At 58.4% G+C, this 26,939-nt stretch carries 25 protein-coding genes and 2 tRNA genes; 10 read left to right on the forward strand and 17 right to left on the reverse strand.

Annotated elements, in window-relative coordinates; all coding sequences use genetic code 11:
- Positions 1-15: 15 nt before the first annotated feature.
- Positions 16-681, reverse strand: coding sequence for a TetR/AcrR family transcriptional regulator (locus ACZ5A6_RS06165; RefSeq protein WP_145166284.1), 666 nt, complete (start codon positions 679-681; stop codon positions 16-18).
- A 111-nt stretch (positions 682-792) separates the two neighbouring features.
- Between ACZ5A6_RS06165 and ACZ5A6_RS06170 the strand changes: the two genes are divergently transcribed.
- Entirely contained in the window at positions 793-2,187 is a 1,395-nt protein-coding gene (locus ACZ5A6_RS06170; protein ID WP_464111062.1) for a cytochrome P450, read from the forward strand.
- Positions 2,188-2,241: 54 nt separating this feature from the next.
- Here the strand turns inward: ACZ5A6_RS06170 and ACZ5A6_RS06175 are convergent, their stop codons facing one another.
- From ACZ5A6_RS06175 to ACZ5A6_RS06185, 3 genes are all read right to left on the reverse strand, one after another.
- Entirely contained in the window at positions 2,242-2,445 is a 204-nt protein-coding gene (locus ACZ5A6_RS06175) for a DUF3126 family protein (protein ID WP_003515356.1), read from the reverse strand.
- A 151-nt stretch (positions 2,446-2,596) separates the two neighbouring features.
- Positions 2,597-3,421, reverse strand: a complete 825-nt coding sequence (gene cysE / locus ACZ5A6_RS06180) for a serine O-acetyltransferase (protein ID WP_003515358.1) — start codon at positions 3,419-3,421, stop codon at positions 2,597-2,599.
- A gap of 143 nt (positions 3,422-3,564) precedes the next feature.
- Positions 3,565-4,341, reverse strand: a complete 777-nt coding sequence (locus ACZ5A6_RS06185; protein WP_025593509.1) for an alpha/beta fold hydrolase — start codon at positions 4,339-4,341, stop codon at positions 3,565-3,567.
- Positions 4,342-4,511: 170 nt separating this feature from the next.
- On the opposite strand from ACZ5A6_RS06185, the gene ACZ5A6_RS06190 reads away from it, so the two are divergent.
- Positions 4,512-4,757, forward strand: coding sequence for a zinc-finger domain-containing protein (locus ACZ5A6_RS06190; protein ID WP_003495891.1), 246 nt, complete (start codon positions 4,512-4,514; stop codon positions 4,755-4,757).
- A 29-nt stretch (positions 4,758-4,786) separates the two neighbouring features.
- On the forward strand, positions 4,787-5,956 hold the full coding sequence (locus ACZ5A6_RS06195) for an FAD-dependent monooxygenase (RefSeq protein ID WP_174061356.1): 1,170 nt from the start codon (positions 4,787-4,789) through the stop codon (positions 5,954-5,956).
- Between the two features lie 2 nt (positions 5,957-5,958).
- On the opposite strand, the gene ACZ5A6_RS06200 is transcribed toward ACZ5A6_RS06195, so the two are convergent.
- Positions 5,959-7,146 carry a cystathionine beta-lyase gene (locus ACZ5A6_RS06200; RefSeq protein WP_003515364.1) on the reverse strand — a complete coding sequence of 396 codons (1,188 nt, stop codon included), beginning with the start codon at positions 7,144-7,146 and terminating at the stop codon, positions 5,959-5,961.
- A gap of 376 nt (positions 7,147-7,522) precedes the next feature.
- On the opposite strand from ACZ5A6_RS06200, the gene ACZ5A6_RS06205 reads away from it, so the two are divergent.
- The 6 genes from ACZ5A6_RS06205 to ACZ5A6_RS06230 all read left to right on the forward strand — a co-directional run bounded on the left by ACZ5A6_RS06205 (position 7,523) and on the right by ACZ5A6_RS06230 (position 12,844).
- The gene (locus tag ACZ5A6_RS06205; protein WP_003515366.1) at positions 7,523-8,545 is read left to right on the forward strand and encodes an amino acid ABC transporter substrate-binding protein; all 1,023 of its coding nucleotides are present in this window, start codon (positions 7,523-7,525) and stop codon (positions 8,543-8,545) included.
- A 107-nt stretch (positions 8,546-8,652) separates the two neighbouring features.
- Positions 8,653-9,849 (forward strand): amino acid ABC transporter permease, encoded by a 1,197-nt coding sequence (locus ACZ5A6_RS06210; RefSeq protein ID WP_174061357.1) that lies wholly within the window; start codon positions 8,653-8,655, stop codon positions 9,847-9,849.
- Between the two features lie 3 nt (positions 9,850-9,852).
- Positions 9,853-11,010 (forward strand): amino acid ABC transporter permease, encoded by a 1,158-nt coding sequence (locus tag ACZ5A6_RS06215; RefSeq protein WP_013636194.1) that lies wholly within the window; start codon positions 9,853-9,855, stop codon positions 11,008-11,010.
- 12 nt (positions 11,011-11,022) lie between these two features.
- Positions 11,023-11,796 carry an amino acid ABC transporter ATP-binding protein gene (locus ACZ5A6_RS06220; protein WP_003515372.1) on the forward strand — a complete coding sequence of 258 codons (774 nt, stop codon included), beginning with the start codon at positions 11,023-11,025 and terminating at the stop codon, positions 11,794-11,796.
- Positions 11,797-12,243: 447 nt separating this feature from the next.
- Positions 12,244-12,318 (forward strand) — tRNA-Glu (locus ACZ5A6_RS06225).
- A 451-nt stretch (positions 12,319-12,769) separates the two neighbouring features.
- Positions 12,770-12,844: transfer RNA gene (locus ACZ5A6_RS06230), tRNA-Glu, on the forward strand.
- Between the two features lie 129 nt (positions 12,845-12,973).
- Here ACZ5A6_RS06230 and recJ read toward each other — a convergent pair.
- From recJ to ACZ5A6_RS06255, 5 genes are all read right to left on the reverse strand, one after another.
- Complete coding sequence (gene recJ / locus ACZ5A6_RS06235) at positions 12,974-14,782, reverse strand: single-stranded-DNA-specific exonuclease RecJ (RefSeq protein ID WP_080863739.1); 1,809 nt, start codon at positions 14,780-14,782, stop codon at positions 12,974-12,976.
- Positions 14,783-14,885: 103 nt separating this feature from the next.
- Positions 14,886-15,110 (reverse strand): hypothetical protein, encoded by a 225-nt coding sequence (locus tag ACZ5A6_RS06240; RefSeq protein ID WP_025593517.1) that lies wholly within the window; start codon positions 15,108-15,110, stop codon positions 14,886-14,888.
- 187 nt (positions 15,111-15,297) lie between these two features.
- Positions 15,298-16,608: a homoserine dehydrogenase gene (locus tag ACZ5A6_RS06245; RefSeq protein WP_013636198.1), complete on the reverse strand. Its 1,311-nt coding sequence runs from the start codon at positions 16,606-16,608 to the stop codon at positions 15,298-15,300.
- 61 nt (positions 16,609-16,669) lie between these two features.
- Complete coding sequence (locus ACZ5A6_RS06250; protein WP_003515379.1) at positions 16,670-17,890, reverse strand: LL-diaminopimelate aminotransferase; 1,221 nt, start codon at positions 17,888-17,890, stop codon at positions 16,670-16,672.
- A 300-nt stretch (positions 17,891-18,190) separates the two neighbouring features.
- Positions 18,191-19,150: a nucleoside hydrolase gene (locus tag ACZ5A6_RS06255; protein ID WP_019566228.1), complete on the reverse strand. Its 960-nt coding sequence runs from the start codon at positions 19,148-19,150 to the stop codon at positions 18,191-18,193.
- A 179-nt stretch (positions 19,151-19,329) separates the two neighbouring features.
- Between ACZ5A6_RS06255 and ACZ5A6_RS06260 the strand changes: the two genes are divergently transcribed.
- The gene (locus ACZ5A6_RS06260; RefSeq protein ID WP_026330928.1) at positions 19,330-20,133 is read left to right on the forward strand and encodes a TSUP family transporter; all 804 of its coding nucleotides are present in this window, start codon (positions 19,330-19,332) and stop codon (positions 20,131-20,133) included.
- A 43-nt stretch (positions 20,134-20,176) separates the two neighbouring features.
- Here ACZ5A6_RS06260 and ACZ5A6_RS06265 read toward each other — a convergent pair whose 3' ends face one another.
- The 7 genes from ACZ5A6_RS06265 to ACZ5A6_RS06295 all read right to left on the reverse strand — a co-directional run bounded on the left by ACZ5A6_RS06265 (position 20,177) and on the right by ACZ5A6_RS06295 (position 26,825).
- On the reverse strand, positions 20,177-20,875 hold the full coding sequence (locus ACZ5A6_RS06265; RefSeq protein WP_013636202.1) for a hypothetical protein: 699 nt from the start codon (positions 20,873-20,875) through the stop codon (positions 20,177-20,179).
- A 279-nt stretch (positions 20,876-21,154) separates the two neighbouring features.
- Complete coding sequence (locus ACZ5A6_RS06270) at positions 21,155-22,084, reverse strand: lipid A biosynthesis lauroyl acyltransferase (RefSeq protein WP_019566226.1); 930 nt, start codon at positions 22,082-22,084, stop codon at positions 21,155-21,157.
- Positions 22,085-22,088: 4 nt separating this feature from the next.
- Entirely contained in the window at positions 22,089-23,117 is a 1,029-nt protein-coding gene (locus tag ACZ5A6_RS06275; RefSeq protein WP_003515388.1) for a zinc-binding dehydrogenase, read from the reverse strand.
- Positions 23,118-23,269: 152 nt separating this feature from the next.
- Positions 23,270-24,553: a beta-ketoacyl-ACP synthase gene (locus ACZ5A6_RS06280; RefSeq protein WP_003515389.1), complete on the reverse strand. Its 1,284-nt coding sequence runs from the start codon at positions 24,551-24,553 to the stop codon at positions 23,270-23,272.
- Between the two features lie 12 nt (positions 24,554-24,565).
- Entirely contained in the window at positions 24,566-25,762 is a 1,197-nt protein-coding gene (locus ACZ5A6_RS06285) for a beta-ketoacyl-ACP synthase (RefSeq protein WP_003515391.1), read from the reverse strand.
- 209 nt (positions 25,763-25,971) lie between these two features.
- Entirely contained in the window at positions 25,972-26,451 is a 480-nt protein-coding gene (locus tag ACZ5A6_RS06290; RefSeq protein ID WP_019566224.1) for a hotdog family protein, read from the reverse strand.
- Between the two features lie 89 nt (positions 26,452-26,540).
- Entirely contained in the window at positions 26,541-26,825 is a 285-nt protein-coding gene (locus ACZ5A6_RS06295) for an acyl carrier protein (protein ID WP_019566223.1), read from the reverse strand.
- Positions 26,826-26,939: the final 114 nt, after the last annotated feature.

Raw genomic sequence — 26,939 nt, forward strand, 5'->3', positions numbered from 1 at the left:
CACCATCAGGTGAAATCATGGATCAACTTCAAGCAGCGCCTCCAGCTCGGAGGTGGCCAATGGTGAGAGATAGGGTCGAAATAGGCTGGACACCTGCCGAAGTCCCCAGTTCAGTTGCTGCGGCCCGAATTCGGTGACCCCTTCCTGAAGGTTGAGATAGGCCGCCCAATAGGTCGAGACGATCCATAGATTGGTAAGAAGGGCCGCCCGCTCGGTTTCTGGAATCTCTGCAAGCCCTGCCCTCTCCATCCGGCTGACGATATCATCAACGGCAAATCGCATTGCCGCGCTTATGCCGCGGACCGGCTCCACCAGCGCAGGCGCGGAGGAAAGAAGGCCGACAAAATCACGAAACAGAAAGCGGTAGTTCCACACCAGCGAAAACCAGAGCCGCAAAAAGCCAGCATATGTCGATGCGGCTACTTCGTCCTCTTCGTCAATCTTTGCGACAACCGCCAGCGCGTCGGTCTCGAACAGGGCAAACAGCGCCAGCACCAATGCCTCCTTGGTGCGGAAATGATAATAAAGATTACCCTCGTTGATATTCACTGCCCTTGCGATCTCGGCTGTGGTTACGTGATCAGGCCCCCTCTCGTTAAATAGTTGGAGTGCGGCAGCGATTATTCTCTGTCGTGTGGGGGAAGGACGCCCCGTCGATCGTCCGGCCTCGCTTTTCTTCATTGATATCGGACCCCGCTATTGAAACCTAAGGTGCACACCTTAAATGAATAAAATAAGGTACGCACCTTAACAAATAAATTTGAGTGTTCAACGCGAATAAAGGACCTGTCCATGCCCGGAACCGACCTTCGCACCCCGCTCCCGGATACATCCGCTGCGGCACCCGTATCGAAATTCGCCACAGCACGTTTGGCCCTCTCACTCATCCGCAACCCGCTGAACGCATTGCCACCGGAGATTTTCAACGAACCGGCGGTGTTTATCCGTGTCGGCGGTACGATGCGCGTCCATCTTGCCGATCCTGTCCTTATTCATGAGGCCCTCGTCAAGAACGCCCATCTGCTCGGCAAGGGTGAGGACGTGCGCCGCGCGCTTGGCCCCGCTCTCGGACAGGGCCTTCTGACCGCCGATGGCGATCACTGGAAATGGCAACGGCAATCCGTTGCCGCCGCCTTCCGGCACGAAAAACTGCTGGAACTGCTGCCTGTCATGATCGAGGCGGGGGAGCGAACCGGCAGGCGCTGGCGCGCATCTCCTTTCGGCGACATCGATATCGGCCATGAAATGATGCGGACCACCTTCGACATCATCGTTGAGACCATGATGTCCGGCGGCCACGGGATCGATATCGGGCGCGTGGAGCAAAGCATCACCGACTATCTGAAACCGACAGGCTGGACCTTCGCGCTCGCCATGCTGGGCGCACCGGAATGGCTCCCTCACCCCGGTCGGCGCAAGGCCCGGGCCGCTGTCGGTTATCTGCGCTCCAGCCTGTCGACGGTGATTGCGGACCGGCGGCAGAACCCCGTCGAGAGAAACGATCTGGTGTGCATGCTACTTCAGGCGAAGGACCCCGAGACGGGACGCATGATGAGCGACAAGGAAATCATCGACAATCTGCTCACCTTCATCACCGCCGGTCACGAAACGACTGCGCTCGGTCTGGCATGGACGTTCAATCTGCTGTCGCAACACAGCGACGTGGAGCGGAAAGTCGTTGAGGAAATCGCAGCCGTCACGGGTGGAAATCCCGTCGCCGCCGAGCACATCGCCCAACTGACCTATACCAGACAGGCATTTTCCGAGGCGATGCGGCTTTACCCACCTGCCCCGGTGGTCACCCGCACGGCGTTGCAGGATTTCAAGCTCGGCGACCATGATATTCCTGCCGGAACCGTTCTTTATGTGCCGATCTACGCTGTCCACCGGCACACGGCGCTATGGGACGAACCGGAACGTTTCGACCCTTCCCGCTTCGAGCCGGAAAAGACCAAGGCGCGTCACCGTTACGCCTACATGCCCTTCGGTGCAGGTCCGCGTGTCTGCATCGGCAATGCATTTGCGATGATGGAGGCCGTGTCGATCCTGGCGGTGCTGTTGCAGAACGTCCATCTCGAAAACAGATCGGCAAGTCCGGCGGAGCCACTGATGAGGGTGACGTTGCGGCCGCAAAGCCGCTTGATGATGCGTATCACCGACCGCAAAAACAAATCGCCCGCGGCGTGAACCACCGCGGGCGACTATTAATCCGGGAAAACACCCGTCACCGGGCAGTGACGATCAGAGATCGACGTCGAGGATTGCCATGGAGAAGTTGTACGAGCGGTCGCCGTCCTCGTCATCGATGTAGACAACGCCAAGGAACTCTTCGCCAAGATACACTTCGGCGGAATCGTCCTTACGGGGACGCGCCTTCACAACCATCTTTTCATTGAAGGTGCGCTTGAAATAGGCGTCGAGTTTTTTGATTTCGTCGGCTTTCACCACTATTCTCCTGTGCGGTTCGGGTTGCGCCGCTTTTGGCATGGGACAAAGGCGAAAGTAAAGTGAAAGCGGCACATCGCCAATGTCTTTCACAGGCCATGTCTTTCACGCGGAGCCTTCCACACGGACGATTGAGGAAATATCGGACCCGTCAGATATCGGCTCCGATGACCTGATCCATCAGGCGCGAGGGTTCGGAACACCCTGCCTCTCCCACCACCCGCGCCGGCACACCGGCAACGGTGGTCTTCGGCGGGACCGGCTTCAGCACCACAGAACCGGCGGCGATGCGCGAGCAACTGCCGATCTCGATATTACCGAGGATTTTCGCGCCCGCTCCGATCATCACGCCATTGGCGATCTTCGGATGACGGTCCGCCCCCTCCTTGCCGGTGCCGCCAAGCGTCACGCCATGCAGGATGGAAACGTTGTCGCCGATAACGGCCGTCTCGCCGACCACAAGCCCGGTGGCATGATCGAGGAAGATGCCCTTGCCGATGCGTGCTGCCGGATTGATATCCGTCTGGAAAATGCTGGACGAGCGGCTTTGCAGATAAAGCGCCAGATCCCTGCGGCCCTTTTGCAGCAGCCAATGGGCAAGGCGATGCGTCTGGATGGCCTGAAACCCCTTGAAATAAAGGAGCGGCTCCATGAAGCGCGTGCAGGCCGGATCGCGATCGTAAACCGCCTGGATATCGACGCGCAGCACGCTGCCCCATTCGGGCCAGTCATCCAGCATGTCCTGAAAGGTCTGGCGCAGAAGAACGGCCTGCATATCGGGATGATCGAGGAGTTCACAGATGCGATAAATCACGCATTCTTCCAGAGACCGGTGATTGAGGATTGTCGAATAAAGGAAAGCCGAAAGCAGCGGGTCCTGCGCCACGGCGCTTCGCGCTTCATGCAGCAGGCTGCCCCAGATCGGATCGACGATCGCCAGCTGTTCCGGCTGACGGGCCTCGGTACGTGCGACCATGAATGGTCTCCTCGTTTGCAGTAGTCGTTCTTTATACAGAAAAAGACGTGCATAAGAAATGGGATTCGAATGACGACTTTAAAGGCGGCAAGGCTTCAGTTTTTCTTCATGCAGCATGAAAAACCGTTTCTTGCCGCCACCCATCAAAGGCTGCGGTAAAATTCCAGAACCGCCGCCTTGAACACCCGGTCGCCAACGGCCAGCATGTGGTCACGGCCGGGAATGTCGATAGCGCGCGCATGCGGCATGATCGCCGCAAGTTCGGCACCTGATCCGGCGATATCGTCATTGGTTCCGACCGCGATCAGCGTCGGCGCATCTATCTTTGCGGCCTGTTCGCGGCTGACGAGGACACGCGACGTCTCGATACAGGCGGCGAGTGCCAGCCGGTCGCTTTTCGTCTGGTCGGCAAAGGCGCGGAACATGCGGCCGCGCTCATGCGTGACGACATCGAGCGAGGGGGCCAGCAGCGCTTCGGCGATCGGATCCCAGTCGCCCACACCTTCCACCATGCCGATGCCAAGTCCGCCGAAAACCAGTGAGCGGACACGCTCCGGATGTGCCATCGCCAGAAAGGCCGAAATGCGTGCGCCCATGGAATAGCCCATCACATGAGCCTCCGCGATGCCGAGATGATTAAGCAGCGCCACCGCATCGCCGGCCATGACGGGCGGATAATAGGCTTGCGGATCATGCGGCTTGTCGCTTGCGCCATGGCCGCGATTGTCGATAGCAATCACCCGGTAACCGGCGTCACCAAGCGTTTTCAGCCAGCCTGGATGCACCCAGTTGACGTTGGCGCTGGAGGCAAAGCCGTGAATCAACAGAACCGGATCGCCCGCCGGATCACCCTCATCGAAATAGGCAAGGCGAAGGCCGTCATGGGAAAAATCGGAAAATTGCGGCATGTTGAGATTCATCAAGGACATCCTTTTTGCCGGACCATATGGCAGGAAATCGCAATTTTGAACATGTTTTCCTGACGATTTTTATGGAGATGCAATGCGTTTGAGGCTACATATCCGCAGCAATAAGCCCATGCTCGATGACGACCTGCGGCTTAACCACGATATTGCATTTGGAGACGAACATGGCCGGGCATTCCATTCCCCACTTCCAGAACGATGGCGGACACAGCGTGATCGAGATCGGCGTCAAGGAATTCATGTGCACCGGCGCTTCGGTGCCTTTCGATCATCCCCACATCTTCATCGACATGGGCGACGACAACGAGAAGGTCTGTTCCTATTGCTCCACCCTTTACCGCTACAATCCGTCGCTGAAGGCCGAGCAGACCAATCCTCCAGGCTGCGTCTTCCATGTGAAGGCCGCCTGACCTTCCACATTTCCTGATCGGGGCGCGACATGCCCATCAAATCCGTAGCCATCGTCGGTGCCGGCATCGCCGGTCTCACCGCAGCGCTCTCTTTTGCCCGCCAGGGCATCAGCTCTGACATCGTTGAACAGGCCGGCGAACTGACGGAAGTCGGTGCGGGCCTGCAAGTATCGCCCAATGCCGCCCGCATCCTTGCCGAACTCGGCGTGATGGCTGAGATAGAGGCGCGTTGGACCGAGCCGGTCAGTGTCGATCTGGCCGATGGCAAATCGCTTGCCACGTTGCTTTCCTTACCCGTGGGTGCGACGGCCCGCACACGCTGGGGCGCACCTTATGGCGTGCTGCATCGCTCGACGTTGCAAAACGCGCTTCTCAATGCGGTAACGCGCAATCCGCTCTGCCGCCTGCATCTTGGCAAACGTATCGAAAACGCGACGACAGACGTCATCGCTGCAACCACGTTCCGCGATCACGACCTGATCGTCGGCGCAGACGGTGTCTGGTCCGCGGCCCGTTTCGCTGTCCCCTCCGCCCCAACTGCCACCTTCTCCGGCAATATTGCCTGGCGCTTCACGGTCGCGGCAAAAGATGTGCCGTCAGCCATCAACAAAAGCGCCGTCACCGCCTATCTCGGTTCGGGTGGCCATATCGTCGCCTACCCACTGAAGGAAGTCGGCGGCTTCAACATTGTGGCCATCGCACTCGGCGCCGATCCCGGCGCAACATGGCGAGCGGAATCGAGCGGCCAACAGAAAGCCATGCTGCTTGCGCAGTTTCGCGGGTGGAGCCCGGATATCGTTCGGCTGCTGGCATCGTCGGAAAATCCGACCTTCTGGCCACTTTATCAGGCCGGTCCCGGACGCTGGCACAATGGTCGCGATACGGTGCTGATCGGCGACGCTGCCCACGCGATGATGCCCTTTGCCGCACAGGGGGCGGCGATGGCCATCGAGGATGCATTTGAACTGGCGGGCACATTGACCGGAACATCCCTGCCCGTACCACAGGCCCTTGCCGCCTTCGAAGCCCTGCGTCTGCCGCGCATAGAAAAGGCCCGCAAGCGGGCCTCTCTCAATCGTTTCGCCTATCACGCCACAGGCCCGGTTCGGCTTGCCCGGGACTTCGTCTTCTCGACACGTCCGAGGGAAGCCTTCCTGAAGGACTTCGACTGGCTATACGGCTACAGCGCCAAAAGCTGAGGTTAGACCGCGGCTGCCGCCGCAAACCCGGCCTCGAGATCCTTCTTGAGGTCGGCGATATCTTCAAGCCCTATCTGCAGACGGATGACCGGACCTTCCGACGGGCCTTTGGCAATCGTCCTGTCGACAAGCGACACCGACACGGCAAGCGATTCGTATCCACCCCAGGAATAGCCGAGCCCGAAGAAGGTCAGCGCATTCAGGAATGCCGCCGCAGTCTGCTTGTATTTGCCCTCTTCGGCCTTCAGCACAAAGGAAAATACGCCGCTCGCGCCCTTGAAATCGCGCTTCCAGAGTTCATGCCCGGCAAAGCTCGGCAGGGCCGGATGCAGAACGCTCACGACGTCGTCGCGGCTTTCCAGCCAGGTGGCGATGTCGAGGGCGCTTTTCTGGTGGTGCGCAAGTCGAATGCCCATGGAGCGCATGCCGCGCAGGATCTGATAGGCGTCATCAGGCGTCACGCAGATGCCAAGATTGGTGTTCGCCTGATAAAGCGTCTTCCAGTGCTTTTCATTGGCGGAAACAAAGCCCATCAGGACATCGGAATGACCTGACGGATATTTGGTGGCGGCATGGATGGAAACATCGACACCGAAATCGAGCGGCTTGAAATAAAGCGGTGTCGCCCAGGTATTGTCCATCGTCACGACGCAATCGTGCCTATGGGCAATCTCGGTGATCAGCCGAACGTCCTGAATCTCGAAGGTATTGGAACCCGGCGCTTCAAGATGCACCAGCTTGGTATTCGGGCGGATCAGCGCTTCGATACCCGTCCCGATCGCCGGGTCGTAATACTCCACCTCCACACCAAGCTTCTTCAGCATCGTGTTGCAAAAGCGGCGTGTGGGAAAATAAACCGAATCGACGATCAGCGCATGATCGCCGGCGCCAAGATAGGCGAGGAACGGCACGGTGATCGCCGCAAGGCCCGATGGCACGAGAATGGTTCCGAAAGAACCTTCCAGCTCGTTGACGAGATTGCATAGCGCATCGGTCGTCGGCGTGCCGTGGGTGCCATAGGTGTATTTCTGGTTTTCGGTCGAAAGCGTCTCGGCATCGGGGAAAAGCACGGTAGAACCGCGCACGATGGGCGGATTGACGAAACCGAAACAGTCGGCGGGATCGTTGCCGCCATGGGTCAGGCGCGTATTCATACCTGCGGTGGAAAGCAGGTCATTGGTCTTGGTCATTTCAGATCAGCTTTCGAAGGGATATTGACGCGAGCGACAATGCGGAGAGCCGGAGGCAAGGTCAAGTCCCGCAGAACATTCGTAGATGGGAGGATTGATCCACCCGGCAACAGCATACAAGAAGTATACAAAAATCGTGCAAGTGTATTTTTCCGCAAAAATATGCTTATATTTTCACCCTTTGCACACTTCCCGACCAAAATTTGGAAAATTCCGTTTTATAGGCACAATTATTGTCAGCATGTCTTGACCCCGCTGCCAATTACGATTGTGATAGAAAAAGCGGATCGAAAAGATCTGCTGAAGGGGGGAGCTGGGGCAAAAACAATATGCCGGTCCTCTTCCGATTGACGATAACAAACAAAGGTTGGGAAAAATGAAAAAGGCAATTCTGTCGGCCGTTATCGGCGCAGCAGTTTTGGGAGGAGCCTCGGTCGCTTCGGCTGCGACGCTTCAGGACGTGAAGTCGAAAGGTTTCGTCACCTGCGGCGTGAGCGCTGGCATTCCGGGATTTTCCAATCCCGATGACAAGGGCGAATGGTCCGGCATCGACGTGGACTATTGCCGCGGTATTGCCACTGCGGTTTTCGGCGATCCTACAAAGGCTAAATTTGTCGCTCTTTCGAGCAAGGACCGTTTTCCGGCTCTCCAGTCTGGCGAGGTCGACGTTCTGACCCGTAACACCACCTGGACGATCAGCCGCGACACATCGCTCGGCTTCAACTTCCGTACCGTCAACTATTATGATGGCCAGGGCTTCATCGCCAAGAAGGGCCTCAACGTGAAGTCCGCGCTTGAGCTTTCCGGCGCCGCTGTCTGCGTTCAGACCGGCACGACCACCGAGCTCAACCTTGCCGACTACTTCAAGACCAACAACCTGCAGTACAACCCGGTTGTTTTCGAAAAGGAATCCGATGCGACTTCGGCTTATGATTCCGGCCGTTGCGACGTTTACACCACCGACCAGTCCGGTCTGTACGCTATCCGTCTCAAGCTGAAGAACCCCGATGACAACATCGTTCTGCCTGAAGTGATCTCCAAGGAGCCGCTTGGACCGGCCGTTCGCCAGGGCGACGACCAGTGGTTCGACATCGTCACGTGGGTTCACTACGCGATGGTCAACGCCGAAGAGCTGGGCATCACGTCGAAAAACGTCGACGAGCAGAAGAACAGCGCCAACCCTGATATCAAGCGTCTGCTTGGTACTGAAGAAGGCACCAAGATCGGTACCGATCTCGGCGTGACGAACGACTGGGCCTACAACATCGTCAAGAAGGTCGGCAACTACGGCGAAGTCTTCGACCGTAACGTTGGCGCCGGCTCGCCGCTGAAGATCGAGCGTGGCCAGAACGCGCTTTGGACCAAGGGCGGCCTGCAATACGCACCGCCGGTTCGTTGATCGGGACTATCGTTGGCTAAGGACTGAAGGGAGGCTGGGCAATGCCCGGCCTCCACTTGAAATTATAGAATAAGCTCGCAAAGAGCATATAAAAGGGAAAGGTGCCTATGGCAGGCAACGCGGTCAGTTCGCAACGATCGCGCGCGCAAAGCGCGTCGTCACTCATTTACGATCCACGCATACGCGGAATTTTTTATCAGGTTCTGACAGTCGTCATCCTGACCGCCTTCGTCTGGATCATCGTGACGAATACGATCACAAATCTTCAACGGTCAAACATTTCGTCCGGCTTCGGCTTCCTCAATGGAAGAGCCGGCTTTGATATCGGCCAGTCGCTGATCGCTTACACCAGCGATGCGACCTATGGCCGGGCATTGCTCGTTGGTATTCTCAACACAATTCAGGTCGCATTTTTTGGCATCATCGCCGCGTCGATCATCGGTTTCATCGTCGGTATCGCCCGGCTGTCCAACAACTGGCTGATCTCGAAGCTGGCGCAGGCCTATGTGGAAATCTTCCGCAACATCCCGCCCCTGCTTGTTATCTTCTTCTGGTACAAGGGCGTCATCTCCGTTCTGCCGCAGGCCCGCGATTCGCTGCAGCTTCCGTTTGGAACCTACCTCAACAATCGCGGCTTCTTCTTTCCAAAGCCTCTCTGGGGCGAAGGGACGTGGCTGATACCGCTCGCTTTCGTGGTCGCCATCGTCATCAGCGTCTTCATTTATCGCTGGGCGAAGGCCAGGCAGGAAAGAACCGGCGAGCAGTTCCGCACCGGCATCACCGCAACACTTCTCATCATCGGCCTTCCGGCTGCGACATTCCTCGCGCTCGGCTCACCCCTGACATTCGATTACCCGATTGCCGGGCGGTTCAACCTTGCGGGCGGTTCGGTCGTCGCACCTGAATTCATGTCGCTGTTTCTGGCGCTCTCCTTCTACACCGCTTCCTTTATCGCCGAGATCGTTCGCGGCGGCATCAAGGCCGTGGCAAAAGGGCAGACCGAGGCAGCGGAGGCATTGGGTCTTCGCGCCAGCACGACGACACGTCTGATCGTCGTTCCTCAGGCGATGCGCATCATCATCCCGCCGCTGACAAGCCAGTATCTCAACCTGACCAAGAACTCGTCGCTTGCGGTCGCGGTCGGTTTCGCCGACATCGTCTCCGTTGGCGGCACGATCCTGAACCAGACGGGACAGGCGGTCGAAGTTGTCGCTATCTGGCTCGTTCTCTATCTCTCGCTGTCCATTCTCACGGCCGTGGTCATGAACTGGTTGAACGCGAAAATGGCCCTGGTGGAGAGATAATAGATGACGATCAGCAATCACGCGTTCGTGCGCCACACCATTGAAGAAGCCAAACCCGCGCCTTCAAGCGCGGTTGGCATCAGCCATTGGCTGCGCACCAAACTTTTCGCCACGCCGAAGGACACCGTCCTTACGGTTCTTGCCATCGCGTTCCTCGCCTATCTTTTGCCGCCAATATTCAAGTGGCTGTTCGTAGACGCGGTATGGACCGGTACGGATCGCATCGCCTGCCTCACCGCCTCCCAGGGCGGTGCGCTGGCCGATGGCCAGTCCGGCGCATGCTGGGCCTTCGTTTCGGCGAAGTTCGGCCAGATCATGTTCGGCCGTTACCCGATCGATGAGCGCTGGCGTCCTATCCTTGTGATGGTCATGTTCACCATCCTCCTGGTGCCAATGCTCATTCCGAAAGCGCCATTCAAGCGGCTCAATGCGCTGGCGCTTTTCATCATCCTGCCAGTCATTGCGTTTTTCCTCCTCATCGGCGGCGTCTTCGGCCTGCCGGTGGTGGAAACGCAGCTCTGGGGCGGCCTGATGGTCACCCTGATCCTGTCTTTCTTCGGAATTGCAGTGTCCCTGCCCTTCGGCATTCTTCTGGCGCTTGGCCGCCGATCGAACCTGCCGGTAATAAAAATGCTGTGCGTGCTTTTCATCGAAGTTATCAGAGGTATTCCTCTGATCACCGTCCTGTTCTTCGCCAGCATCATGCTGCCGCTGTTCCTTCCCGACGGCTGGACCTTCGACAAGTTCCTGCGCGCTCTGGTCGGCGTGTCGCTCTTCTCGTCCGCCTATATGGCGGAGGTGATCCGTGGCGGCTTGCAGGCCATCCCGAAGGGGCAATATGAAGGGGCAGACTCGCTCGGCCTGAACTATTGGCAGAAAACCCGGCTGATCGTGCTGCCGCAGGCGCTGAAGCTCGTCATTCCGGGCATCGTCAACACCTTCATCGGTCTTTTCAAGGACACGTCGCTGGTCTCGATCATCGGCATGTTCGACCTGCTTGGCATTGTCACACTCAACCAATCGGATGCGAACTGGGCGACACCTGTCACCGCAATGACGGGCTATATTTTCGCCGGGTTCATATTCTGGATATTCTGCTTCGGCATGTCGCGTTATTCGCTGTTCATGGAACGGCACCTCGACACCGGGCATAAACGATAAGGGACGCTCAAAATGGCAGAAACCCAAACAAAAAAACTGGCCGTTTCGACAACGGACGTGGCAATCGAACTCGTCGGCATGAACAAGTGGTATGGCGACTTCCACGTCCTGCGCGACATCAACCTGAAGGTGATGAAGGGCGAGCGTATCGTCATCGCCGGCCCTTCGGGATCGGGCAAATCGACCATGATCCGCTGCATCAACCGGCTGGAAGAACATCAGTCGGGCACGATCAACGTCGACGGTATCGAACTCACCAACGATCTGAAGAAGATCGATGAGGTGCGTCGTGAAGTCGGTATGGTGTTCCAGCACTTCAACCTCTTCCCGCATTTGACGATTCTGGAAAACTGCACGCTGGCGCCAATCTGGGTTCGCAAGATGCCCAAAAAGGAAGCCGAAGAAGTGGCGATGCACTATCTGAAGCGCGTCAAGATCCCCGAACAGGCGCATAAATACCCTGGCCAGCTCTCCGGCGGTCAGCAGCAGCGCGTGGCAATCGCCCGCTCGCTGTGCATGAAGCCGAAGATCATGCTGTTCGACGAGCCGACCTCGGCGCTTGACCCGGAAATGGTCAAGGAAGTGCTTGATACCATGGTCAGCCTTGCCGAAGACGGCATGACGATGCTGTGCGTGACCCACGAAATGGGCTTTGCCCGCCAGGTCGCAAACCGCGTCATCTTCATGGACCAGGGCCAGATCGTCGAACAGAATTCGCCCGCCGAATTCTTCGACAATCCCCAGCACGAGCGCACAAGGCTGTTCCTCAGCCAGATCCTGCACTGAGACACTGCAATCAGCTAGCATCACGAAACGGGGCCATTTCGGCCCCGTTTTCATTTGACGACAGCCTCTCCACGCTCGACCTCATCCATGGGCTTGTCCTAAATATCTAAGTCAACAAAATCGAGCGGTTGCGGATCTCGGGAAAAACCCAAGGGTGACGCCGGAATGTTTGGCAAGGTTCGCCATTCATTTTGATGGCTTCTTTCGCACCAGAAGCCCCGTTGAGTGAATCACCGGCCCCTGCAAGTCGTCGTTTCACATCGTTCTTCATCCGCGAGAAGCACTGAAACTGCCAAGCCGACCTCGGTTTAACCATTTGTTACGAAACGGAAATCCTTGTTTTCCAGGGGTTCTGGCAGCCAATGTCATTTTTTTGTCAAATCATGCATTTTTCCGCTTGCGGACCACGGGGAGCCTGACTATAAGGGCGCCACACCACAAGCGCACGCGCCCTTCGTCTATCGGTTAGGACGTCAGATTTTCATTCTGAAAAGAGGGGTTCGACTCCCCTAGGGCGTGCCACTTGCCTTCGTGTTTCCCCCTTCGTAAATACAAAGCAGCTTCGCAGATAGCAAATTCGTCACGCGTGATCGATGCGCCGGAACCGATTCCAGGGCGATACGTTAGAGTGCCGTCCCCCCGATGGAAGGCAAGCCGGATGAATCGCCAGCGGGCAAATCGACCGGCTTGCCTTTCCCCTTCCAGCCAAATCACATCGTCGGTTCTTTCTGGCGGGCAGCAGATGCCAGCTAAGGGTTGGAAAAGCACGCCCCGAGGCCTTCCACGAGTCATGAAGGCATTGCTGGTGCGCAGAGATAGCGGCGAAATTTCAAGGCCTTGGCCAGTCCCGGCGCAGTTTTCCACAGCCGGTCCGGCCTCAATAAAAAAACTCGTCACGAAGCGGAAAAAATCAATTTTTCCGCTTGCGGAGCAACGGGAGCCTGACTATAAGGGCGCCACACCACAAGCGCACGCGCCCTTCGTCTATCGGTTAGGACGTCAGATTTTCATTCTGAAAAGAGGGGTTCGACTCCCCTAGGGCGTGCCACTTGCTTCTCCTTGAAAATCAGTATTATGCGTTCAAATCTTCACGTGATATGTGAGATAGAGAATGCATGCCGTTTCCGGCTGTCCTTCAGCTTTTCCCGTTAAATCAAGTCTCGATCTGTGCCGACTGTCAGGGCGCGAAAGCCGCGTCCAGAACACGCAGCTGCACACGCCTCTGGCCCTGCCAGAGATCGGCACCCACGGTGCCTGCCACGTGGATGGACCTGCCACGCGCATTCAGCAGCATCTGCCCCAGAGGGGCCTCTGCGGCGCGGAATGCGATGCCGTCCAGCCGTGAGCCATCCATGGCCTCCAGCGTGATCTTGACGTGTGAGGTGCCGACCAGACGCACATCGCGCAGCCGGTGGGCAGGTACGGCAAAAATGGGCTGAGAATGGCCGGAGCCATAAGGACCAGCCTGTTCCAGCTGATCGACAAGCTGCAGGGTCGCGCCAGACGCGCCGATTGCACCGTCGATCTTCAGCACGCTGCTTTCCACCAGCTCGCTCACCGTCTTTGCGGCGGCTTCCTCGAAGAAGGTCCGGAGTTTGCCGAGATTGGCGCGTTCCACCGTCAGGCCCGCGGCCATGGCGTGACCGCCACCCTTGACCAGCAGGCCGGCATCCACAGCGGCGCGGACCATTCTGCCCATATCGAAACCATTGATCGAGCGGCCGGAGCCTGTGCCCTTGCCAGAGGGATCGAAAGCGATGGCAAAGGCCGGGCGGCGGAAACGGTCCTTGAGGCGTGAGGCAAGCAGGCCAACGATCCCCGGATGCCAGTTTTCCCGTGCGGTAACGATGACGCCAGCGCCAGACCCGTCGCCATACTCATAAAGCGCTTCCGCTTCGGCTTCCGCCAGCATCACGGCTTCCATCGCCTGTCGCTCGCGGTTCAGCTCATCCAGCTTTTCGGCAATCACGTCCGCCTGTGACGAGTCGTCGAGTGTAAGCAGACGGCTACCCAGTGCGGCATCGCCAATACGGCCACCGGCATTGATGCGCGGTCCGATCAGGAAACCGAAATGATACGGTGTCACCGGCCCGCCCAACCCCGCCTTTCTGAACAGCGCCGCCAGCCCGGCATTGTTCATATGGCGCGCGGCAATCAACCCCTTTACCACATAGGCGCGGTTCAGCCCCTTCAAGGGCACCACGTCGCATACGGTAGCGAGTGCGACTATATCGAGCAGCGCCAGCAGATCGATCGTGAACGCCTGTCTGTTGCGCCTGTCCTTCAACAGCCTGAGGGTGGCGACCAGAACCAGGAACACCACGCCGGCGGCGCAGAGATGCCCCTGCCCCGAAAGATCGTCTTCGCGGTTGGGATTGACCAGCGCCACCGCCGGCGGCAGTTCCGAACCGACCTGGTGGTGATCGATCACCACCACATCTGTTCCCGCATCCTTTGCGGCATTCAGCGATTCATGGCTGGTGGAGCCGCAATCGACCGTCACGATCAGGGTCGCGCCATTGGCGGCAAGCTGCTGCATCGCCGCCGGGTTCGGCCCATAACCCTCGAAAATACGATCTGGAATATAGATTTCCGGCGTCAGCCCGAAATGCGCGAGAAACCGATACATCAGCGCGGAAGACGCGGCGCCATCGACGTCATAATCGCCGAAGATCGCCACCTTCTCGCCGGTCTCGATGGCGCGGACCAGCCTTTCGGCAGCCTTTTCGCAATCTGTCAGCACATGCGGGTCGGGCATCAATGAGCGAATGGTCGGATCGAGGAAAGCGAGAGCCTCATCCACCCCCACCCCTCGCCCGGCCAGCACCCGGGCAATCAGTTCGGGAATGGCATGGATCTGGGACATGGCCAGCGCACGGTTCTGTGCGGCCTGATCCAGCCGCGAAACCCAACGTTGCTCTGTCGCCGACCGCTCCACGCTAAGAAATGCGCGGACCACGGTATCGGCCGGCTCCATCATTGCCATCCTGTCCATCGTCCTGTCATGCGAATGCGTATCCGCGCCTTGTCATGACAACGGGCTAAATGGCGATGGCGCCTTTTTCAAGCAAAAACGCCCGTATGAGGTTTCACACCGAGAAAATCGAGAAAAACGGGCTGACGATCGATACCGCGCCGACCAGCAGCAACAGGGAAAACACCGCAAGTGAACACCAGTTGCGCTCATATTCGGCAATATCGAATTCCATGCCTCGAATATTGTCGTTGGCATTGTGAGGCCGCGCCCGATGATGGGCGGCCAGAACGCTTTCGCGCTTACTGTCCTTGAAAAGGATAATCGATGTCACAGCCACGCCTCCCTCGCTTGGTAACATGATTAACCATAGAGCCGAATCGCGTTGTTTTCCAGCGGTTCTGAGGCGATCCCCTCAAATTTTATGGCGGCTTATCCGGTGGTCGCCAAAACGGGTTTCGGGAGAAAAAAGACCGCGCCTCCATGTGGTGGCGCGGCCCTCAAATTCAGAAAAATCGTAAAGCGTCTCAGGTCCGCTCGATGCGGATGACCTGCGGTTCGCTGACCAGATATTTCTCGTTCTTGATCGCCTTGACGGCCTTGCGGATCGCATCTTCCATCGTCGCGTGGGTCACGAGGATAATCGTCTGCGGCGCGCCTTCCACATGCACGCGCTGGCGCTGCACGATGGATTCCAGCGAAATGTTGTTATCCGCCATTCGGGTAGCGATGGAAGCGAAGACGCCCGCCTGGTCCTTCACCGTCAGCCGGATGAAATAGCCACCTTCATGGCTCTTCATCTTGGCGCGACGATAATCGGTCAGCGACTTCGCCGGACGGCCGAGCACCGGAACCTGCTGGGCACCGGGACGGCTCTTGGCGATATCGGCGATGTCACCGAGCACGGCAGAGGCCGTGGCGTTGCCGCCCGCACCTGGGCCAACCATCAGAAGCTCGCCAAGAATATCGGACTCGATCGCCACCGCATTGGTGACGCCATCAACCTGCGCAATAACGGAATCGAGCGGCACCATGGTCGGATGCACCCGCTGCTCGATACCGGATTCGGTCACCTGCGCCACGCCGAGAAGCTTGATGCGATAACCGAGCTCGGCGGCCGCCTGAATGTCCTCGCTGGAGATGTTGGTGATGCCTTCGAGATAGATGTCGTCGGCCGAAATCTTGTTGCCGAAGGCAAGCGTCGTCAGAATGGCGAGCTTGTGGGCGGTGTCGTTACCCTCGATATCGAAGGCGGGATCGGCTTCGGCATAACCCAGCCGCTGCGCTTCTTTCAAACAGACCTCGAACGACAGCCCTTCCTTTTCCATCTTGGTCAGGATGTAGTTGCAGGTGCCGTTCATGATACCGTAGATGCGCGACACGTTGTTGCCGGTGAGAGATTCACGCAGCGCCTTGATGACGGGAATACCGCCGGCCACAGCCGCTTCGAAATTGAGAAGCGCACCCTTTTCTTCGGCAATCGTCGCCAGCTCGACGCCGTGCTTGGCGAGCAGCGCCTTGTTGGCTGTCACCACATGGAGACCGCGCGAAAGTGCTGCGCGCACGGCTTTTTCCGCCTGGCCGGAAGCACCGCCGACCAGCTCCACTAACACGTCGATATCGGCTTCATTCGCAAGCTGCTCCGGCGTATCGAACCAGGTAATACCCTTGAGATCGATGCCGCGGTCACGCGAACGGTCGCGCGCGCTCACTGCAATAATCTCAATCGCGCGTCCGCAGGTAATCGCAAGTTCGTTGCTTCTCTGCTGGAGGATGCGCACGAGCGAAGCGCCGACAGTGCCGAGCCCCGCTATGCCGATTCTCAATGAATCTGCCATGGGTATGTTCCTGATTTGCTGGTGATGGTGACGGCCGGGACCCGGCCGCCTTCGGTTGCCCTTATCTGTGGGCATTGAGCGAAACGACATTGTGCATCGTTTCGTCAGCACTCGACAGGAAACGCTTCAGATTGCGCGCTGCCTGACGAATTCTATGCTCGTTCTCAACGAGCGCGAGGCGGACGTAATCATCGCCCATTTCGCCGAAGCCGATGCCGGGAGCAACGGCAATGTCTGCCTTCTCGACCAGAAGCTTGGAAAACTCCAGGCTGCCGAGATGGCGGAACTTTTCCGGGATCTTCGCCCAGGCGAACATCGTCGCCGCCGGCGGTGGAACTTCGAAGCCCGCCTTGCCGAACGTATCGACCATGACGTCGCGACGGCGGCGATAAACGCTGCGTACTTCCGCGATGTCGGAGCCGTCGCCGTTCAGCGCGTGCGTCGCCGCAACCTGGATCGGCGTGAAGGCACCGTAATCGAGATAGGACTTCACGCGGGTCAGTGCCGCGATCAGCCGCTCGTTGCCAACGGCAAAGCCCATGCGCCAGCCGGGCATGGAGAAGGTCTTCGACATGGAGGTGAATTCCACCGCAACGTCGATTGCACCGGGAACTTCGAGAACCGAAGGCGGCGGATTGTTGTCGTCGAAATAGATTTCCGAATAGGCAAGGTCGGAAAGCACTATGATTTCGTGCTTCTTCGCAAATGCGATCACGTCCTTGTAGAAATCGAGCGAGGCAACATGCGCCGTCGGGTTCGACGGATAGTTGACGATCAGCGCCAGCGGCTTCGGAATGGAGTGGCGCACCGCCCGCTCCAGAGGCCCGAAGAAGCTCTCGTCCGGCTCCACATTCATGGAACGGATAACGCCGCCCGCCATCAGGAAGCCGAAAGCGTGGATCGGATAGGTGGGGTTCGGACACAGGATGACGTCACCAGGCGCGGTGATGGCCTGCGCCATATTGGCGAAACCTTCCTTGGAACCAAGGGTCGCGACGACCTGCGTATCGGGGTTCAGCTTCACGCCGAAACGGCGGGCATAATAACCAGCCTGCGCGCGGCGAAGGCCGGGAATGCCCTTGGACGAGGAATAGCGATGGGTGCGAGGGTCCTGAACGACTTCGCACAGCTTGTCGACGATCGCCTTGGGGGTCGGAAGGTCGGGATTGCCCATGCCGAGATCGATGATATCGGCCCCGGCCGCTCGCGCGCTCGCTTTCAAACGGTTGACCTGTTCGAAGACGTATTGCGGCAGACGCCGGACCTTATGAAACTCTTCCATCACTTTCCTCATGGAAATGGACCGGTTCTGCCGGCCCATAACGAAGTTCGTTCTTGTTGTTAAACGCCGCCGACACGAACCGATCCGGCGGGCGCTATTCATTGTACCGCAAAGCACAAGAAAACCTACAGCGGTTTTCTAGGTCCACGCGGCATCGCGATCATCCGCCTTGTGGCTCCGGCGCGGCCTTTTCAGACCACAGGCAAGGCGAATTGCGCAATGTAATCAGGAAACCTGCATAACGCCAGATTCTTGGAAAATGCAAGGCAGACCATGCTCAAGAACGGCCATTCCGGCCGTTCAGTCGCGCTCGCCCTTCACAATTGCCGCGCGGATGACGGAAAGCACCCGCTCCGGCTTGATATCGGTGCAGATGAGCTGGCTCGGATGCCCGTCCCAGTCGCCCGGCGGAAAGGCGCGGCCATCCGGCTTCTGAATGGTCTGGCCATCGGCAAGCCCGCCGCAGACGACGCGTATAGGGCCGCTGCGGGTCTCGAACAGTTCGGGCGCGACAAGGTAAACGCAGGCGCAGCTGTCATGCACCACCATGCCATCGCCGGTGCGTGTCTTGTAGAAATCGATGTAGAATTGCGACAGATCGGAAAGCAGCTGCACCGGCTTGCCGCCCGCCTCTGCCATCTCGGCCATGAAGGCGCTCGTCATCACCGTTTTCGTCGTCACGTCCAGGCCGACGACGACCACGCGCCAGGGCGCGGTGAAGACGAGATCGGCCGCTTCCGGATCGCCGTGAATATTGGCCTCGGCCGCCGGCGACACATTGCCGTTGATATCGAACGCACCGCCCATGACGATCACCTGCTTCACCAATGCCGCGAAATCCGGCTCTTCGCGCAGCGCCAAGGCCAGATTGGTCATGCGACCAACAGCGATCAGCGTCACCTCGCCGGGATTGGCCTTGACCGTCTCGATAATAAAGCGATGCGCGGGACGCGGATCGAGCGGCAGATCGATGGTCTCTGGAATATCGATATCGCCCAGACCGTTTTCGCCATGGATGAAAGTCGGCCAGTGGCCTTCCTTGCGGGCCGGATCGAAGGTCACGCCCGCACCTTTCGCTACCGGCGCCGTCATCTGCCATTCCCGTTTCAGGAAGAGCGCATTGCGGGTGGTGATATCGATGGGCGCGTTGCCGAAGACGGTGGTGACGCCGATCAGATCGATATCGGGGTGACGGTGCAGGAAAAGAAGCGCCATGGCATCATCTACACCGGGGTCCGTATCGAATATCACTTTATGCATAATGCCCTCATCCTGATGTCTCGTCATCGCCGCGTCTGGCGGTGCGCCACGGAAACATAACCATAAGCGGCAACACCGCAATCCCCCTGCCCGTCCTGGATCGGAGAGAAAAATATTGCGTGGCGATCTTTTCGGTGAAAGAAGAGGCCCTCTCCCTTAAGCCCGCCTGGACATGCCAAGTGCAAGACATCGCCCTCAACGTTTTCCTCGTTCTTTTCTGCGTCGCCATCTTTGCCGGATTTATCGATTCCATCGCCGGCGGCGGTGGTCTCATCACTATCCCGGCCATGCTGATAATGGGAATTCCGCCGCTCGATACGCTCGGCACCAACAAGCTGCAATCGCAGTTCGGCTCGGCGTCGGCCACCATTGCCTATGCCCGCCGCGGCCATGTCAATCTGAGGGAACAATTGCCGATGGCGATCATGGCGATGATCGGCGGCGGGCTCGGTGCTTTCACCGCCGCCTTCGTGCCGTCAGACCTCCTGCGCACCATCATGCCCTTTCTGCTGATCGCGATTGCCCTCTATTTCGCCTTCAAGCCGCAGCTCAGCGATATCGACAGCCATCGCCGCATCACGCCTTTCGTGTTCGGCCTCACCGCCGCACCGCTCGTGGGTTTCTATGATGGCGTTTTCGGCCCCGGCGCGGGTTCCTTCTACATGCTTGCCTTCGTGGGCCTTGCCGGCTTCGGCATGCTGAAGGCAACCGCCCATACCAAGCTTCTGAACCTGGGTTCGAACTTCGGCGGCTTTGTTGTTTTTGCGGCTGGAGGCGCGGTTCTCTGGAAGCTTGGCATCGCCATGGGCATCGGCCAGTTCGTCGGCGCGCAGATCGGATCGCGGTTTGCGATGAAAAACGGCGCGAAGATCATCCGCCCGCTTTTGGTTCTTTCCTGTCTGGCAATGGCGACGAAGCTTCTTGCGGATGCTTCATCCGCATGGTCAATCGCCACGATCTGGGAGACCATCTTCCCGAAATGACAGGAAAAGGACACGGCTCGACGCTTGCGTTCGAACCGTGAATTTATGCCGTGGCGCGACGGCGCCTGCGATCGGCGATTTCGCGGATGACCACCATTGCGCCAACCAGCTTGTAGTTGGAGGAATAGCAGGGCGACATTTCCAGCGATTTTACGATCGTATGGCCGTCATGATCTTCGGCATAGGTGTATTTCGACGTACCGCCCTTGAAGCAATTGTCGAGCCTCTCCCGCAGATCGTTCTGAAAACGGTGCACTCCGACAAGCTCGGCGATATGACATCCCAAAGGCCCTTCCGGCGTATTGCGCGGAAAAGCATCGATACCATTGGAGAATGATACCCGATAACCGGGAGAGACGACGACCACCGGCTCGTCGAGGTCGTTCAGCATATCCTCATCGAGAATGAGATGGCGGTGATGCCACTCCAGGATGTCCTCGTCCTCGTCGCCGATCACCTTTGCCTTGAGCGGCATGCCGACATAGCGGTCGACCAGCGTTCTCAAAAGATCGGAATTGCGCTGCACGCAGCCGAGATCTTCCGCCTCGTGATTAAGGAGGTCGATGGCGAAACGGAATTGCTCACGAATGTCCTCGGAACTGCCGGTCTTACGCCCGATGACCCGATCAAGCAGCAGCTCCAGTTCACGCTCCAGCACTGCGATCTTGTCGGCCTCGTTCTTACCAACCGCTGATTGCAGTTCCGTATAACGCAGCCAGAACAGCTCAATCAAATCTTTCAACCCAACTCTCCCTGAACGAGCAAACAGCCCGCTCCCAATCCGAATGGATAGACACTTATCCCCTCATTGTAGCGTCTGTGCATTAAAAAATGACGTAACGACACGCAGGACCGCCGGAGGGATTAATCTCTAAAATATCATAGCTACTGCTATTTTTTCAATTTCGATAATCCATGAACGAAAAATAAGGTTCCACTAATAAGTAAAAATACTTAAAAACGCAATTTTACGGCCGAATTCTGTAAAAAATCACTAGAAATTCGGCCGCGCTGCAAATAATCAGATCTGGTGTTTAACGTCCCAACGGTCGTGATACCACAGCCATTGTTCTGGATATTCGCGGACCCAGCTTTCCACCTTGTCATTCAAAAGCTGCGCCGTCGCCTGAATATCGACATTTCCTTTTTCATCGCGCGGAATTTCAACCCTCGGCTCTATTTCCAGCCGGTAGCGGTTATCAGGCAGACGCACGCAGCGGGCGGGATAGACATCGCAATTGAACTGCCGCACCAGCTTGGCAAGAAGCGGGTTGGTGCGCACCTCATGGCCGAAGAACTTCGTCGTCAAGCCTTTGCCGAACTTCTGGTCGACGAGCACGCCGACACCGCCGCCCCTTTCCAGCTGCCGCGCGAGCGCGAAGGAAGAGCCGGCATGCGACGGCACGAGATTGCCCATGCGTTCCTTGCGGAACTTGAACACCTTGTCGGCCACGAAAGGATTATTCGGCGGCCGGAACAGCACCGTCACATCCAGACCGAAGGCAGAACTGGCCACCGGCAACAATTCGAAATTGCCGCTATGGGCAGTAAATACGATGAAGGGCCGCGGGTTATCGCGAAGCTCGATAAAGGTCGAAATACCCTCGACCCGGATACGGCCCGGCTCGCTATTTTCCGGATCGAAATCGAACAGCCTGTCGAGAAAGACATATTCCGCCGCAAGCCGCCCCATGCTGCCCCAGCTGTCCATTGCGATGGTAAGCCGCTCCTCTTCGGATTTCTCCGGAAAGGCGCGCGCCAGATTGTAGAGCATCAGCTTGTGGCGGCCGGTTTTCGGCCCCACGAAACGCGCCAGCCTGTCGGCAGCGCGAATTCCCGCGTCAGCTGGAAATATCTTCAGCAGATTCAGAAGGCCGAAGGCAAACGTCGCAATCAGCCATTGCCGGAAATGGTCCAGCTTCAGGACGATCCGCGTAATGAACAGTTTCAAGGCGTCAATCCATCCGCAGAACGATTTTGCCGAATACCTGGCGCGTTTCCATGCGCTCCAGCGCCCGGTCGATATCCTCGAAGGTGACTTCTGTGTCGATAACAGGATGAACGATGCCGCGCGCCATCTTCTGCATGGCGTTGGCCATGTTTTCCATGCGGCAACCGAAGGAGCCGAGCAGCTTCAGCTGCTGCTGGAACAGCATCATCAGGTTGATATCGGTCGATACGCCTGACGTGGAGCCGCAGGTGACGAGACGGCCACCACGCTTCAGCGAGAACATCGATCCCGCCCAGGTGTCCTTGCCGACATGCTCGAACACCACGTCTACACCCTTCTTTTTCGTCAGCTTGCGCACGACGCCTTCGAAACGGTCGGTCCGGTAGTTGATGACGTGATCGGCACCCAGGGCCTTCGCCCGTTCGATCTTGTCGTCGGAGCCGACGGTGGTGATGACGGTGCAGCCCATCTTCTTGGCCAGCTGGATCGCCGCCGTGCCGATGCCGGAACCGCCGGCATGCACGAGGATCGTTTCGCCCGATTCCAGCTTGGCATTGTCAAACAGCATGTGTTCGACCGTGCCGAAGGTCACAGGCGCCAGAGCCGCGCCGATGGCATCGACGCCATGCGGCGCCGGAACGAGCTGGCGGGCGGGAATATTGATCTTTTCCTGCGCAAAGCCGTCGAGATGGAAACCGTGCACGCCCTGAACATGTTCACAAAGATTGTCACGGCCTTCACGGCACGGCTTGCAGATCCCGCAGGTGCGCGCGCCGTAGATCGCGACGAGCTGGCCAGGCAGCACATTCGAAACGCCCGGGCCAATGGCCTCCACTACGCCCGAAGCCTCAGCACCGATCGTCAGCGGCATCTTGCGCTTGGCAAAAGCCATGCCGCGCCAGCCCCAGACGTCGATGTGGTTCAGCGCCACGGCCTTGACGCGCAGCGTCACCTCGCCCGGACCTGGTGCATCGGGTTCAGGCAGGTCCACTTTTTCGAGCTTCCGGTCGTCCACGAGTTGAAGAGCGCGCATGTTTTTAGTCCTTCGCCCGGAGGCGTCTATCTCAAGAGTAATTCCAGCAAAACTCTGTAACGGTTTTGCGGTCGGAATGTGTAGTCACACCAGCGAGAGCGTTCCCGGGCTTCGTTCAGGCCGGAAACGCCCCTGTCTTCTGGCGGAACCGGTTAAGCCGGTTCACGCGTCATGACAAGGCTGGCATTCTGGCCGCCGAACCCGAAGGAGTTGGAAAGCACGGCATTGACCGTCGCGTCCCGCTTCACATTCGGCACCACATCGAGCGAAATGGTCGGATCGGGGTTGTTGTAGTTGATCGTCGGCGGCAGGGTGCCGGTCAGCATGGTCTGTAACGAGAACACCGCCTCCACAGCACCGGCCGCCGTCAGCGTATGGCCGATCATCGACTTGTTGGATGACAGCGGAATGTCTTTCAGGCCTTCGCCGAAGACGGCAAGCATCGAGCCATATTCCATCTTGTCGTTTTCCGGCGTCGAGGTGCCGTGGGCGTTGATGTAGCCGATATCGCTTTCAGCAACACCCGCATCTGCAAGTGCGGCGCGGATCGTCGCGATCGCCGGGCCGCCATCTGGCGAGGAACGCGTGCGGTGGAAGCTATCCGCCTTTTCACCGGCGCCCTTGATGATGCCGAGAACCTTCGCGCCGCGCGCAATTGCCGATTCCAGCGATTCCAGCACCAGCGTTGCCGCACCTTCGGCGATCACGAAACCGTCGCGGTCCTTGCTGAACGGCTTGGATGCCTTTTCCGGCGGCTCATTCTGGGTCGACAGCGCCGAGAGAAGCGAAAAGCGGATCAGCGCTTCGGCGCTGACCGAACCGTCTGTCGCAACCGTCAGCGCGCGCTCGGTGCGGCCCTGGCGGATAGCCTCGACACCAAGCTGGATGGCGGTCGCGCCGGATGCACAGGCCGTCGAGAGCGTGACCGGCAGGCCGCGTGTACCAAAGCGGTCCGAAAGACGCTCCGAAATCGCGCCGAAAAGAGCCGCTTCCTGAAACGCCGGGTCCGGACGTTGACGGAAAGCCGTCAGGAACCGTTCATAGGCATCACCCGGCTGGGCGGCCGGAGGAGACCGGTCGGCAAGCTCGAAACGGGCGCTCCATTCCGGCTCGATCGGTGGTGCAGCCAGAAACAGCGGGCCATCGAAATCGCCCGAGATGCCGGCCTGCGCCAAAGCCTCAATGGTTGTCTCGCGTGCAAAGGCATAAGAGCGCTCGACGGAATTCGGAACCGGGATGTCGATGAAATCGACGGTGCCGCTGATCCTTGTGGAAAGCCCCTCCGTCGGGAAGCGGGTAATCTTGTGGATGCCCGACTTGCCCGCAGTCAGAGCCGCCCAGTTATCGGCAAGACCCTGCCCGAGCGATGTGATGATGCCCATACCGGTGACTGCAACGATCGGGCGACCGAGATGATCCTTGAAGTTGGAAGTCATGGTCTTTTCTCCTCACACGTCACGGGACAGAACGGCGACACCTTCGCCGCGCACATGGCCGACGGTGGTGACGACCGCTTCGCTGGCCGCCTCGCCCATAGGCTTTTCCGCGGCGCCATCGAAAGTAGGAACCTTCGCGCCGCTTTCAAGCGTCAGGGCAGCAAGCGCCAGCCCAAGCGGGAACTGTGCTTCAAGTCCATGGCCGGTGATACCGCCGAAACCGCGAATGACGGCCTGCGGCAAAGCTTTTTCGAGAATATTCTTTTCACGCTGCGTCACGGCGTCGTAACCGCTCGCACCGGAAAACACGACGGTCGCAGCACTGTCCTTTGCAGGGGCAAGCAGCCGTTCCATGCGCTTTTCCATCTTGCCGTCATCACGGCTACCACGATCGCCCTCGATGGCGTCGATGCGGGCATAGATGCGTGCGCCGCGTTCACTGGCGTGCTTGCGCGATTCCAGCACCAGGAAGGCTCCCAGCGAACCGGAAATCATGCCGCCGCCGTCCTGGCCGCCACGCGACCAAAGCGGCTGCCAATCGCCCTGCGCATGCGCGCCGATCGCTTCAAACAGCAGGATCATGTCCGGGCGCTCAGCCGAGAAGGCGCCGCCCACCAGGGCGTGGCTGGATTCGCCGGAACGGATACGGTGAAACGCAGTCTCGACTGCGGAAATGCCGGCTGCTTCCTCGCCCATGAAGGTGCGGGAGGACCCTGTGACCTTATGCACGATGGAGATGTTACCGGCCATCAGATTGGAAAGCTGGGCGAGAAACAGGGTCGGACGCAATTCCGTCGTCAGCTTCTCGTTGAGCAGCACTTCGCGGTCGTTGCGTTTCAGCGCCTCATCGACAATCAGCGTATCGACATTGATGTCGCGCTCGCCACCGCCGGCAGCCACGATCATGTCCATGGTAGCGCAGGCTTCCGGGTTTTCCTTCAGCCCTGCATCATCAAGCGCGAGGCCGGCGGCAAAAACGCCGAGACGCTGCCAGTTTTCCATCTGGCGCTGGTCGCCGCGCTTGGCAATCTGCGTGGACCAGTCGATCTCCGGCATGGGATGAACCGGATAGGGTTTGAACTTTTCGGTCTCGATCACCGTTGCCGGCGCCGCAGTTCCCGAAAGAAGCGCAAGATGCGCCTGGCTGCCGACGCCGTGACAGGTCACGATGCCGACCCCGGTTATCACCACATCATTGTCAGATTTCATCGTCTGTCATCCTTTGCAGCCTGACCCATTGAAGCGGTCACGGCTATCCAACAGCGGTCGCAAACGACCACTCCATGCGTTGCGGAATAAAGCGCGCGATGCGGATTGGCAATGGTGAAGGCCCGATCCGCCAGCACAAGCCCACGATTTTCGTGAATCAAAACCGGGTCTAGGGGAAAAATGCCGTCTCCCGGCATCAGCGGAAGCGCTTATTTTTGCGCATCCGCGGCAATCGCCGCCATCAGGCCGACTTCCTCGGCCCGCTTCCTGACGATAGGCGCGAGCGGAATTTCGCTGAAAGGCATTGTCCTGAGCTTCAGCTGCGCATCGCAGACCTTCTTGCCTTCGCAAGTGATCTTCGCTTTGGTGACTGCAAAACCCGAACCGTCATGTTCCAGCACCGCCTCGATATCGAGAACCGCGCCCGGCTCCACGAAGGTGCGCATCTTGGCGCCGTCAACCGACATCAGGAAGGGCATGGCGGAAAAATCGCTGAACGCCAGAACCATCATGCCGGAAGCCTGCGCCATGGTCTCGATCAGAAGCACGCCCGGAACCAGCGGCATGCCGGGGAAATGTCCCTCGAAAACCGGGCTTTTGTCGGGAACGACAGACCGCGCCTTCAATGTGCGGGTCGCCATATCCACGGCTTCGACCTTGTCGATCATCTGAAAATATTCAAGCAGCATCCGTCCGGCCCGTTTCTGGTCGGTTACGACCCGTCCCTGAAGGTCAGGTCCAGAAAAAGAAATGCCCGCTCGAAGCGGGCATTATCGCCTCAGCCCTTGGCTGCGCGCAATTCGTCGATCTTGGCACAGAGGTTCTTCAGCACGAAATATTCTTCGGTGGTAACCTTGCCTTCGTTGACTTCCTGCGTCCACTGCTCGAGCGGAATCTTGATACCGAATTCCTTGTCGATGGCGAAAACGATATCCAGAAAGTCGAGGCTGTCGATGCCCAGATCGTCGATCGTGTGGCTTTCCGGCGTAATGGTTTCGCGGTCGATTTCGCTGGTTTCGGCGATAATGTCGGCAACCTTGTCGAATGTAGCTGTCACGCCCATAATCCTTATTGTCGTTCGTATTAAATATCCTGTCTGACGCACCACATAGGCAAGTCGCACAAAAAAGCCAATGGTTTCGTGACGTAACTTTGAAATTTGCCTTAAAACTGTTGC

Source organism: Agrobacterium sp. 6Ca8 (assembly GCF_055382765.1).

Bases quoted from the DNA above. Each gene is read 5' to 3' on its own strand.
- ACZ5A6_RS06165 (WP_145166284.1), bottom strand. From the start codon at position 681: ATGAAGAAAAGCGAGGCCGGACGATCGACGGGGCGTCCTTCCCCCACA.
- ACZ5A6_RS06170 (WP_464111062.1), top strand. From the start codon at position 793: ATGCCCGGAACCGACCTTCGCACCCCGCTCCCGGATACATCCGCTGCG.
- cysE (WP_003515358.1), bottom strand. From the start codon at position 3,421: ATGGTCGCACGTACCGAGGCCCGTCAGCCGGAACAGCTGGCGATCGTC.
- ACZ5A6_RS06185 (WP_025593509.1), bottom strand. From the start codon at position 4,341: ATGAATCTCAACATGCCGCAATTTTCCGATTTTTCCCATGACGGCCTT.
- ACZ5A6_RS06190 (WP_003495891.1), top strand. From the start codon at position 4,512: ATGGCCGGGCATTCCATTCCCCACTTCCAGAACGATGGCGGACACAGC.
- ACZ5A6_RS06195 (WP_174061356.1), top strand. From the start codon at position 4,787: ATGCCCATCAAATCCGTAGCCATCGTCGGTGCCGGCATCGCCGGTCTC.
- ACZ5A6_RS06200 (WP_003515364.1), bottom strand. From the start codon at position 7,146: ATGACCAAGACCAATGACCTGCTTTCCACCGCAGGTATGAATACGCGC.
- ACZ5A6_RS06205 (WP_003515366.1), top strand. From the start codon at position 7,523: ATGAAAAAGGCAATTCTGTCGGCCGTTATCGGCGCAGCAGTTTTGGGA.
- ACZ5A6_RS06210 (WP_174061357.1), top strand. From the start codon at position 8,653: ATGGCAGGCAACGCGGTCAGTTCGCAACGATCGCGCGCGCAAAGCGCG.
- ACZ5A6_RS06215 (WP_013636194.1), top strand. From the start codon at position 9,853: ATGACGATCAGCAATCACGCGTTCGTGCGCCACACCATTGAAGAAGCC.
- ACZ5A6_RS06220 (WP_003515372.1), top strand. From the start codon at position 11,023: ATGGCAGAAACCCAAACAAAAAAACTGGCCGTTTCGACAACGGACGTG.
- recJ (WP_080863739.1), bottom strand. From the start codon at position 14,782: ATGGCAATGATGGAGCCGGCCGATACCGTGGTCCGCGCATTTCTTAGC.
- ACZ5A6_RS06245 (WP_013636198.1), bottom strand. From the start codon at position 16,608: ATGGCAGATTCATTGAGAATCGGCATAGCGGGGCTCGGCACTGTCGGC.
- ACZ5A6_RS06250 (WP_003515379.1), bottom strand. From the start codon at position 17,890: ATGGAAGAGTTTCATAAGGTCCGGCGTCTGCCGCAATACGTCTTCGAA.
- ACZ5A6_RS06255 (WP_019566228.1), bottom strand. From the start codon at position 19,150: ATGCATAAAGTGATATTCGATACGGACCCCGGTGTAGATGATGCCATG.
- ACZ5A6_RS06275 (WP_003515388.1), bottom strand. From the start codon at position 23,117: ATGCGCGCTCTTCAACTCGTGGACGACCGGAAGCTCGAAAAAGTGGAC.
- ACZ5A6_RS06280 (WP_003515389.1), bottom strand. From the start codon at position 24,553: ATGACTTCCAACTTCAAGGATCATCTCGGTCGCCCGATCGTTGCAGTC.
- ACZ5A6_RS06285 (WP_003515391.1), bottom strand. From the start codon at position 25,762: ATGAAATCTGACAATGATGTGGTGATAACCGGGGTCGGCATCGTGACC.
- ACZ5A6_RS06290 (WP_019566224.1), bottom strand. From the start codon at position 26,451: ATGCTGCTTGAATATTTTCAGATGATCGACAAGGTCGAAGCCGTGGAT.
- ACZ5A6_RS06295 (WP_019566223.1), bottom strand. From the start codon at position 26,825: ATGGGCGTGACAGCTACATTCGACAAGGTTGCCGACATTATCGCCGAA.